At 60.1% G+C, this 10,677-nt stretch carries 5 protein-coding genes and 1 pseudogene; 5 read left to right on the forward strand and 1 reads right to left on the reverse strand.

Annotation, left to right across the window (positions count from 1 at the left end):
- The first annotated feature begins 40 nt into the window (after positions 1-40).
- The 5 genes from GTU76_RS26120 (at position 41) to GTU76_RS26140 (ending at position 9,605) form a co-directional block, all read left to right on the forward strand.
- Complete coding sequence (locus GTU76_RS26120; RefSeq protein ID WP_180699946.1) at positions 41-1,225, forward strand: MFS transporter; 1,185 nt, start codon at positions 41-43, stop codon at positions 1,223-1,225.
- A 146-nt stretch (positions 1,226-1,371) separates the two neighbouring features.
- Complete coding sequence (locus tag GTU76_RS26125) at positions 1,372-3,054, forward strand: fatty acid--CoA ligase (RefSeq protein ID WP_007912801.1); 1,683 nt, start codon at positions 1,372-1,374, stop codon at positions 3,052-3,054.
- 337 nt (positions 3,055-3,391) lie between these two features.
- Positions 3,392-5,281, forward strand: a complete 1,890-nt coding sequence (locus GTU76_RS26130) for a DUF1302 domain-containing protein (protein ID WP_095123022.1) — start codon at positions 3,392-3,394, stop codon at positions 5,279-5,281.
- A 26-nt stretch (positions 5,282-5,307) separates the two neighbouring features.
- Complete coding sequence (locus GTU76_RS26135; RefSeq protein WP_016985156.1) at positions 5,308-6,672, forward strand: DUF1329 domain-containing protein; 1,365 nt, start codon at positions 5,308-5,310, stop codon at positions 6,670-6,672.
- 200 nt (positions 6,673-6,872) lie between these two features.
- Positions 6,873-9,605 carry a winged helix-turn-helix domain-containing protein gene (locus tag GTU76_RS26140; protein WP_180699947.1) on the forward strand — a complete coding sequence of 911 codons (2,733 nt, stop codon included), beginning with the start codon at positions 6,873-6,875 and terminating at the stop codon, positions 9,603-9,605.
- Positions 9,606-9,701: 96 nt separating this feature from the next.
- On the opposite strand, the pseudogene GTU76_RS30305 reads toward GTU76_RS26140, so the two are convergent.
- Positions 9,702-10,677 (reverse strand): annotated as a pseudogene (locus GTU76_RS30305) (calcium-binding protein); the annotation flags it as partial.

The following is a 10,677-nucleotide window of genomic DNA, read 5'->3' on the forward strand; positions in this document are numbered from 1 at the left end:
CCTAGCATAAACGGCACACAACAACGTAAAGCGTGCCGCCATGAATCAATCCCGTAATGTCATTCGCTACATCAACGCCGCGCATGTGATCGATCACATGTTCATGCTGATTTTTCCCGCCGCCGTGCTCGGCATGACTCAAGCGTTCGGTCTTGATTACGCCGCGTTGATCGGCCTGTCATTGGGAGGATTCATCGCCTTCGGCGCCTGTTCGCTGCCCGCCGGTTGGCTCGGCGATCACTGGAGTCGGCGGCAGATGATGCTGGTGTTTTTCTTCGGCATTGGTGCTTCGGCGATCTTTACCGGACTGAGCAGCAGCCCGAGCATGCTGGTGATCGGCCTGACCCTGATCGGTATTTTCGCGGCGATCTATCACCCGGTGGGCACGGCAATGCTCGTTGCTTACGCACAAAACCGTGGCCGTGAAATCGGCATCAACGGCATGTGGGGCAATCTTGGCGTGGCATTTTCGGCGCTGATCACAGGCTTGCTGGTGGCGCAATTCGGCTGGCGCTCGGCGTTTCTGTTACCGGGTGCGGTGGCGATTGTGCTGGGTTTTGGCTTCGCCTTGCAGGTGCGCGAAGAACCGATTCCGACGCGTGCGCACACGCCACTCAAGGGGGCGGCCGGTCAGCGCATCTCGATGGTGATGGTTTTCGGCGTGCTGGCGTTGGCCACAGCCACCGGCGGCGTGGTGTTCAACGCCACCACCATGACCTATCCGAAGTTGTTTCAGGAACGTTTGCATGAGCTGTTCGCTTCGCCGCAAACCCTCGGCGTGGTGGTCAGTCTGGCGTATGCCTTTGGTGCGGTTGCGCAGTTGAGCATCGGTCGAGTGCTGCATCGTCTCAGCCTGAAATGGCCGTTCATTGTCCTGACGCTGTGCCAGGCACCGCTGCTGTTTGCGCTGGCCTATGCCGACGGCTGGGCGGTGATCGCCCTCGGCGCAGCGTTCATGTTCGTGGTGTTTGGTCAGGTCACCGTGAACGATGCGATGGTTGCCAACTTCGTTGCCCCGCAATGGCAATCGCGCGTCTTCGCCCTGCGTTATTGTTTATCGTTTGGCGCCAGTGCGACGGCGATTCCACTGATTTCCTATGTCGAACCGCGCCATGGCTTTGTAGGCCTGTACTTGATTCTCGCGGGTTTCGGCGCTTTGACCTTCCTTGCAGCAGTCGTATTCCCACGGACGCCTTCCGAGGAGGCTGTAGGGCAAACGGCCTGATCTGAGACGAAAACCGGCAAATGCTGGCGCAAAGCTAGCATTTGTACGGCTTTGCAAATCATTCCTTTGGCTGATTTAGCTGGCGTATAAGGGTTCTAGAGTACCGATCTCTACGCCAACACCGTGCAGTCAGAAAAGGGATTCTTATGTTGCAGACTCGCGTCATTCCCCCGGCCGATGGGGCCTACCAGTATCCATTGCTGATCAAGCGGCTGCTGATGTCCGGCGCCCGTTACGAGAAAACCCGCGAGATCATTTACCGCGACCAGATTCGCTATAGCTACCCGACCCTGATCGAGCGCGTGGCGCGGCTGGCCAACGTGCTGACGGCGGCCGGTGTGAAGGCCGGTGACACGGTGGCGGTGATGGACTGGGACAGCCACCGTTACCTGGAATGCATGTTTGCGATTCCGATGATCGGCGCGGTGATCCACACGATCAACGTGCGCCTGTCGCCGGAGCAGATCCTCTACACCATGAACCATGCCGAGGACCGCTTTGTGCTGGTCAACAGCGAGTTTGTCGGCCTCTACCAGGCGATCGCGCCGCACCTGACCACGGTCGAGAAAACCCTGCTGCTGACTGATCTGCCGGAAAAAACCGCCGATTTGCCGAATCTGGTTGGCGAGTACGAGCAACTGCTGGCCGCTGCAAGTCCGCAGTACGACTTCCAGGACTTCGACGAAAATTCGGTCGCCACCACGTTCTACACCACCGGCACCACTGGCAATCCGAAAGGCGTGTATTTCACCCACCGACAGTTGGTGCTGCACACCATGGGCGTGTCGACGATCATGGGCTCCATCGACAGCGTGCGCCTGCTTGGCACCAACGATGTGTACATGCCGATCACGCCGATGTTCCACGTTCACGCCTGGGGTCTGCCTTACGTGGCGACCATGCTGGGCCTGAAACAGGTTTATCCGGGACGTTACGATCCCGAGTTTCTGGTGGAGCTGTGGCGCAAAGAGAAGGTCACCTTCTCCCACTGCGTGCCAACCATTCTGCAAATGCTGCTCAACGCCAAAGGGGCGCAGGGCACTGATTTCGGCGGCTGGAAAATCGTCATCGGTGGCAGCGCACTCAACCGCACTCTGTACGAAACCGCCAAGGCTCGCGGCATACAGCTCACTGCCGCGTACGGCATGTCGGAAACCGGGCCATTGGTTTCCTGCGCGCATCTCAACGACGAGCTGATGGCTGGCACCGAAGACGAGCGCACCACTTACCGGATCAAGGCCGGTGTGCCGGGGCCGCTGGTGGAAGCGGCAATCGTCGACGGCGACGGCAATTTCCTCCCGGCCGACGGTGAGACCCAGGGCGAACTGGTGCTGCGTGCGCCATGGCTCACCGAGGGCTATTTCAACGAACCGCAGAAGGGCGCCGAGCTCTGGGCCGGCGGTTGGCTGCACACCGGCGACGTCGCCACGCTCGACAGCATGGGCGTGATCGACATCCGCGACCGCATCAAGGATGTGATCAAGACCGGCGGCGAGTGGATCTCCTCGCTGGACCTCGAAGACCTGATCAGTCGTCACGTCGCGGTACGCGAAGTAGCAGTGGTAGGCATCGCCGATCCGCAGTGGGGCGAGCGTCCGTTTGCCTTGCTGGTGATCCGCGAAGGGCACGTGATCGGGGCGCGCGAGCTCAAGGAACACCTCAAGCCGTTCGTGGAACTGGGCCACCTGAGCAAGTGGGCGATTCCGAGTCAGATCGCCCTTGTTACCGAAATTCCCAAGACCAGTGTCGGCAAGCTCGACAAGAAGCGCATCCGCCTCGACATCACCGAATGGCAGGCCAACAACAGCACCTTCCTCTCGACACTTTGAGTGTCTGCTGGCGCGCCGAAACCGGCGCGCCAGACCCACCAAGCAAGCGCTTGGCTTGTGAAATCGAAAAAATCAGCCATCCTTGCCGTGCCGACATGTGTCGGACTGGCGAAAGGACTGTTCCAGAGTGGCCGGCAGCTGCAAATCACACTTTAGAGGGATCAAGCAGTACCACCTGCTGGCTATAGTCCGCTCAAGGATTTTTAAGAACGGGGCACACGCACAAAACGGGGCGATGCATTTTTGGAGTGACTTCGGGCTGTCTCTGGCACCCGGTCCTTCGGACGTTTTTAAAAGTACTCACTGCCATAACAATAATGCACATGGAGTAGCGTCGATGACCTCAGTAAACCAGTTCTGGCGCCGGGCGAAACTGCCTCTGGCAGTCAGTCTTGCCTCTTCGCTCGCCGGGCCCGCATTCGGCGTCAGTTTCAACGTCGGTGAAATCGAAGGCCAGTTCGACTCGTCCCTGTCGATCGGTGCCAGTTGGTCTACCCAGAGCCCGAACAAGAACCTCATCGGCGTCAACAACGGCGGCCATGGTCTGTCGCAGACTTCTGACGATGGCCACGCCAACTTCAAGAGCGGCGAAACCTTTTCGAAGATCTTCAAAGGCATCCATGACCTTGAACTGAAATACGGCGACACCGGCGTGTTCGTCCGTGGCAAATACTGGTACGACTTCGAACTCAAGGACGAAAGCCGCCAGTTCAAGGACATCAGCGATTCGGGTCGCAAAGAGGGCGCCAAGTCGTCCGGCGGGCAGATCCTCGACGCCTTCGTCTACCACAACTACGCGATCGCCGATCAGCCGGGTTCCGTGCGTCTGGGCAAGCAGGTGGTGAGCTGGGGGGAAAGTACCTTCATCGGCGGCGGCATCAACTCGATCAACCCGATCGACGTTTCCGCGTTCCGTCGTCCCGGCGCCGAGATCAAGGAAGGCCTGATCCCGGTCAACATGTTCTACGTGTCCCAGAGCCTCACCGAAAACCTTTCGGCCGAAGCGTTCTATCAACTGGAATGGGACCAGACCGTCGTCGACAACTGCGGCACGTTCTTCTCGCAGCCAGACATCGTGGCCGACGGTTGCAACGACAACCTGCGCGTGCTGAACAAGCGTTCGCAAATCCCGGCCATCGCCCTGGGGCCATTGGCCGCCAACGGTGTCAACGTCAACGAAGAAGGCGTTCTGGTGCGCCGTGGCCCGGACCGCGATGCCCGCGACAGCGGTCAGTGGGGCGCGTCCTTCAAGTACATGTACGAGCCGCTCGATACCGAGTTCGGCGCCTATTTCATGAACTACCACAGCCGAGCGCCGATCTTCAGCGCCACCGGTGCTCCGCAATCGGTCTACAACACCGCGCGCGCACTGCCGGGGCCGTTTGCGGCACTTGCACCACTGCTGGTCGCGGGTAACTCGAATTACTTCATCGAGTACCCTGAAGACATTCGCCTCTACGGTCTGAGCTTCTCCACCACGCTGCCTACCGGTACCGCTTGGAGCGGTGAGATCAGCTACCGTCCGAACGCGCCGGTACAACTGAACTCCACCGACATCCTGTTCGCCGGTGTGCGTCCGATCGGCGGCGCACTGACCAACGCTTCGATACTCAATGGTGTGCCGGGTCAGGATCTGCACGGTTACGAGCGCAAGGAAATCACCCAGATCCAGACCACGTTCACGCACTTCTTCGATCAGGTCATGGGCGCCAGCCGTCTGACCCTCGTCGGCGAAGTCGGCGCGACCTACGTCGGCGGGCTGGAAAGCCGTTCCGACAAGCGTTATGGCCGCGATCCGGTGTATGGCCCGGGCGAGTTGCCAGCCACTGGCGGTGTGAATACCTGCGCCAACATTCTCAACGCCAGCACCATCAACGGTGCAGGGCCGGGTTCGCCGCAGAACAACCGCAGCCGCAATTGCGACAACGACGGCTTCACCACATCAATGTCGTGGGGCTATCGCGGTCGCGCCATCTGGGAATACAACGACGTCTTCGCCGGTGTGAACCTCAAGCCGAACGTGGCCTGGTCCCACGACGTCAGCGGTTACTCGCCAGGCCCTGGCGGCAACTTCGAGGAAGGTCGCAAAGCGGTCAGCCTGGGCGTCGACGCCGAGTACCAGAACACCTACACCGCGAGCCTGGCTTACACCAACTTCTTTGACGGCAAGTACACCACTGTGGATGACCGCGACTTCGTTGCGCTCAGCTTCGGCGTGAACTTCTAAGCACTGCATTCAGGACGAACGAATTTATGAAAATAACAAAGAGTCTGTTCCACGCCGGTGTTCTGGGCCTGTCGCTGCTGGCGACCGGCGTCATGGCCGCGGTGCCTGCTGCCGAAGCCGACAAACTGGGCAAGAGTCTGACGCCGATGGGCGCCGAAATGGCCGGTAACGCCGACGGTTCGATCCCGGCGTGGAAGCCGTTGCCAAAGAATGCCGGCTCGGTCGACAGCAAGGGTTTCCTGTCCAATCCATACGCCAGTGAGCAACCGCTGTTCACCATCACTGCGAAAGACGTCGACAAGTACAAGGACAAGCTGGCGCCGGGTCAGTACGCGATGTTCAAGCGTTACCCGGAAACCTTCAAGATGCCGGTGTATCCGTCCCACCGCGGTGCAACCGTGCCGGATGACGTGTTCGCCGCGATCAAGAAAAACGCCACCACCACCAACCTGGTGTCTGGCGGCAACGGCCTGGAAAACTTCGATACCGCCGTACCGTTCCCGATTCCGAAAACCGGTGTGGAAGTCATCTGGAACCACATCACCCGCTATCGCGGCGGCAGCGTGACCCGTCTGGTCACTCAGGCGACGCCGCAACCGAACGGCTCGTACAGCCTGGTGTACTTCCAGGATCAGTTCGTGTTCCGCGACAAGATGAAGGATTACGACCCGAAAAACCCGGGCAACATCCTGTTCTACTTCAAGCAGAAAGTGACCGCGCCGGCGCGTCTGGCCGGCGGTGTGCTGCTGGTGCACGAAACCCTTGACCAGGTAAAAGAGCCACGTTCGGCGTGGGTCTACAACGCTGGCCAGCGTCGTGTGCGTCGTGCGCCACAAGTGTCCTATGACGGTCCGGGTACTGCCGCCGACGGTCTGCGTACCTCCGACAACCTCGACATGTTCAACGGTGCGCCGGATCGCTACGACTGGAAACTCGAAGGCAAGAAAGAGATGTACATCGCCTCCGACAGCTACAAGCTCGACGATCCGAAGCTGAAGTACTCCGACATCATCAAGGCCGGCCACATCAACCAGGACCTGGCGCGTTACGAGCTGCGTCGCGTCTGGCACGTGGTGGCGACCCTCAAGGAAGGTCAGCGTCACATCTACGCCAAGCGTGACTTCTACATCGACGAGGACACCTGGCAAGCGGCGGTGATCGACCACTACGACGGTCGTGGTCAACTGTGGCGCGTCGCCGAAGCGCATGCGGAGAACTACTACGACAAGCAGGTGCCGTGGTACGCCCTGGAAACCCTTTACGACCTGCAGTCCGGCCGTTATCTGGCACTGGGCATGAAGAACGAAGAGAAGAGTGCGTATGACTTCGGCTTCACTGCCACCACCAGCGACTTCACCCCGGCCGCTCTGCGTCAGGATGGTGTTCGCTAACCTGCGGTAACCCGAGGCGCATCCTCGTGAAAACGCCCCGACTGGTTCGGGGCGTTTTTTTGTTTTTACAGGGTTGGGTCTACAGCCGGATGTAGCCTTTTTGTAGCCATTTGTAGCAGCGACCTTCATAACCGGTTCGTTTAAGGCTAGTCTGCGGACATCTGCAACGCCGCCAACAGCAATTCGAACAAGAGCCGGCCATGACTGATCTGTCCCCACTTCCGGGTCCCGCAAGCGTTGCCGTCGCGGCACTGGACGGGCGTTTTTTTCGCCCGCCATTACCTGACGGCTACGTGTTGCGACCACGCCTTTGCGAGCGCCTGCAGGCCGGGCTCGGTGGGCGCCTGTTGCTGGTCAGTGCCCCCGCCGGGTTCGGCAAGAGTTCGCTGGCGGTGGAGTTCTGTCAGAGTCTGCCGGTGCACTGGCAAAGTTTGTGGCTGGGCCTTAGTCCTCGCGACAGCGATCCCGGACGCTTTCTCGAGCGTTTGCTCGAAGGCTTGCAGGACTACTTCCCGCAACTGGGCAGTCGCGCACTCGGCCTGCTGAAAATGCGTCAACGCCATCAGCCATTTGCTTTCGAAGAATGGCTCGACGGCTTGCTCGATGAACTGACCCTGCAACTCGATCCCGCCGCGCCACTGCTGCTGGTGCTCGACGATTACCATCTTGCCCAAGGCCCGGTGCTCGATCGCTGCCTGCAGTTTTTCCTCAACCATTTGCCCGATGGCTTGCTGGTGATGGTCACCAGTCGCCAGCGCCCGGACTGGCATCTGGCGCGTTTGCGTCTGTCGCGGCAGTTGCTCGAATTGCACGAGCAGGATCTACGCCTGACCCACGACGAAGCTTTGACCTTGCTCGATCGCCACAGCAGTTCGCTGCGCGGTGAAGCGCTGGAAAACCTGATCCAGCGCAGCGAAGGCTGGGTCGCCGGTTTGCGGTTCTGGCTGCTCGCGGTGTCTGAGGCCGGCAGCGATGCGGCGCTGCCACAAGCGCTGAACGGCGGGGAAGGGCTGATCCGCGACTATCTGCTGGAAGAAGTCATCGATTGCCTGCCCGCCGAAGTGCAGGCCTTTCTCTACGACACCGCCCCCCAGGAGCGTTTTTGCAGCGAGCTGTGCGATGCCGTGCGCGAAGCCCATGACAGCGCGGAGATCCTGCGTTTTCTGCTGGCGCATCAGGTGTTTCTGGTGCCGCTGGACGAGCACGGTCACTGGTATCGTTATCACCATTTATTCTCTGATTTGTTGCGCAGTCGGCCGATTGCTCAGGCGATGGTGCCGACTGCAACGCTGCATCTGCGTGCCTGTCGCTGGTTCAACGCACAAGGGCTGCTGGATGAAGCCGTGGAGCAAGCGTTGCGCGCCGGGCACCTGGATGTCGCGGCAAATCTGGTACAGAACCTCTCGGAGGAGCAACTGCTGGCCGAGCAAAACGTCGGCATGCTGCTGCGCTGGAAAATGGATTTGCCAGACAGCCTGTTGATCAGCACCCCGCGCTTGATTGTGTTGTACAGCTGGGCGCTGGGGCTGGCCTGCCAGCTCGATGCCGCCGAAGAGTTGTCCAGCCATCTGAGTCGCTTCCTGCCGGCGCCTTCAGCCACCGCGCAGAAATCGATGCTGGCGCAATGGCTGGCGCTGAGCGGAATCATTGCCCGTGGCCGCGGCCATCGTGAGCTGACTCTCAAGTATTGCAGTGAAGCTTTGGAAAGCCTGCCGGCCAAACGTTATGGCCAGCGGCTGATGTGCTTATCGACCTTGTCCAATCTGGCCATTGCCGATGGCGATCTGTGGCGCGCCCGTGGGCTGAATCGCGAGTCCCTGGAGCTGGCGCAACGCGTCGGCAATCCCTTGTTCGAAGCGTTGGCGCATTACGACCGAGCCCGTGTCTTGCAGGCACGCGGTGAAATTCTGCGTGCACTCGATGAAGTCCATCAGGGGCTGGAACGCTTGCGTGGCTTGTCGCCACAGCGCTTGTACGCGGTGCGTGCACGGCTGACGCTGTACGAGGGTTTTCTTTTGGCCATGCGCCTGCAGCCGCAGGCCGCGCGCGCGCGGCTGTCGGCGGGAATCGGCGAGGCACGCACCTGTCGCGATATCAGCGTGTTGATCGGTCACTGCGTGATCGCCCGCCTGGACGGCAGCACTGGCGAGTTCGCCAAGGCTTTTGCCGAGCTTGCCGAAGCCGAACGCCTGATGCACATCTGGGACGTGCCGCCGATCTACTACCTGGCCATGATCACCCTGGTCAAATGTGAGCTGTGGCTCGCACAGGGCCGTACCGACCTGGCCGAAGCCTGGCTCGCGCGCCTTGGTCAGACTTATACGGGCGAACGCGCTGCCGCGCCGCCCGAGTTTCATCCACAGCTGCCGCTGCATGTGGAACTGCAACAAGCACTGCTGGACATGATTCAGGGGCAACCGATGCTCGCCGAAGGGCGTTTGAATGTGTTGCATGAAAACGGCCAGCAAACCGGCCGGCAGTTGCTCAGCGTGATGGCATTGACGCAGAAAGTGGCATTGCTGTTGGTCGGGGGGCGGGAGCCGGAAGCGCGCAAGGCGCTGGTTCAGGCGTTAGAGGCAGCATCCGGAGGCGTTCTGCAACCGTTCGATGCATTGATGAAGCACTCGGATTGGTTTCGCGGGCAATTGATGCTGACGCCCTTGAGTGCGGTCAGTCAGCAACTGCTGGCGCTTTTTCCACCGTCAGCGGCCCGCTCGACGGCGGATTGCGCCACGTCGGAACACCTCAGTAGTCGAGAACTGGCGGTCTTGCGCCTGATCGCGCAGGGCTGTTCGAATCAGGAGATCAGCGAGCAGTTGTTCATTTCTCTGCACACTGTGAAAACCCATGCCAGCCATATCAACAGCAAGCTGGGGGTCGAGCGGCGAACGCAGGCGGTGGCCCGGGCCAAGGGGTTGGGTATCCTTGGTTAGAGGCAATGAACGCCGAGTGTGAAAAAGCCCTGAACCAGTCAGGGCTTTTTTTGACGTGCGGCCTGCAAGGCAGGCCGCAAATGGCGGTAATGAAGGTCAGGCCACCAGATCGTTAGCGGTAAATGCGTTGACCCCCACCAGCTGGATTTCGAAGTCCGCCCCGACATTGCCACTGACATTGCCGGAAAGAATGTGGTCAACGAAGCGCACTTGGCCTGCGCCGGTAAAGTCAGCAGCACCGATGAAACTGAACCCGTTGACTCCGGCAGTCAGCAGGTTGGCGTCAAACTTCGACAGATCGATCTTGTCGCCTTGTGCGCTGCTGAAATCGGTGATGATGTCGCGCAGGTTTCCAATGCCCGACTCGCTCCAGTCATTGAAGGCGAAGGTATCGGCACCTGCCCCTCCAGTCAGATTATCGGTACCCATACCGCCAATCAGAGTGTCATTGCCCAAGCCACCCTCCAGCCGGTCGGCGCCGAGACCGCCGTCGAGAATGTTGTTGCCGTCGTTGCCGACCAGACGGTTGCTGACTTCGTTGCCGGTGGCGTTGATGTTGTCGCTGCCGATCAGCAGCAGGTTCTCGACGTTGGCGCCAAGGCTGTAGCTGACACTGGCGAAAACCCGGTCGAGTGCGGTCAGCGAAGCGTCGGTTTCGATCACCACATCGTTGACGTTATCGACGTAATAGGTGTCGACGCCCGCGCCGCCGATCATGGTGTCCGCGCCGAGACCGCCATCGAAAGTATTGTTTTGATCGTTGCCCGTCAGGGTGTTGTTCAGGCTGTTGCCAGTGCCATTGAGGGCGTTGCCGGTCAGAACGAGGTTTTCCAGGTTGGCGCCCAGCGTCCAGTCGACCGAAGAGCGAACAGTGTCGATTTCATTGATCAATGTACTGCTCTCGGTGATGGTGTCACCGACGTTGTCGACGATGTAGGTGTCATTGCCCAAGCCACCTTCCAGGCGGTCGGCGCCGAGGCCACCGTCGAGAATGTTGTTGCCGTCGTTGCCGACCAGACGATTGCTGACTTCGTTGCCCGTGGCGTTGATGTTGTCGCTGCCGATCAGCAGC

The organism is Pseudomonas crudilactis (assembly GCF_013433315.1).
In the GTDB taxonomy this organism is placed as follows: Bacteria; Pseudomonadota; Gammaproteobacteria; order Pseudomonadales; family Pseudomonadaceae; genus Aquipseudomonas; species Aquipseudomonas crudilactis.

Excerpts from the sequence above, each read along its gene's own strand:
- GTU76_RS26120 (WP_180699946.1), top strand. The coding sequence starts at position 41 with ATGAATCAATCCCGTAATGTCATTCGCTACATCAACGCCGCGCATGTG.
- GTU76_RS26125 (WP_007912801.1), top strand. The coding sequence starts at position 1,372 with ATGTTGCAGACTCGCGTCATTCCCCCGGCCGATGGGGCCTACCAGTAT.
- GTU76_RS26130 (WP_095123022.1), top strand. The coding sequence starts at position 3,392 with ATGACCTCAGTAAACCAGTTCTGGCGCCGGGCGAAACTGCCTCTGGCA.
- GTU76_RS26135 (WP_016985156.1), top strand. The coding sequence starts at position 5,308 with ATGAAAATAACAAAGAGTCTGTTCCACGCCGGTGTTCTGGGCCTGTCG.
- GTU76_RS26140 (WP_180699947.1), top strand. The coding sequence starts at position 6,873 with ATGACTGATCTGTCCCCACTTCCGGGTCCCGCAAGCGTTGCCGTCGCG.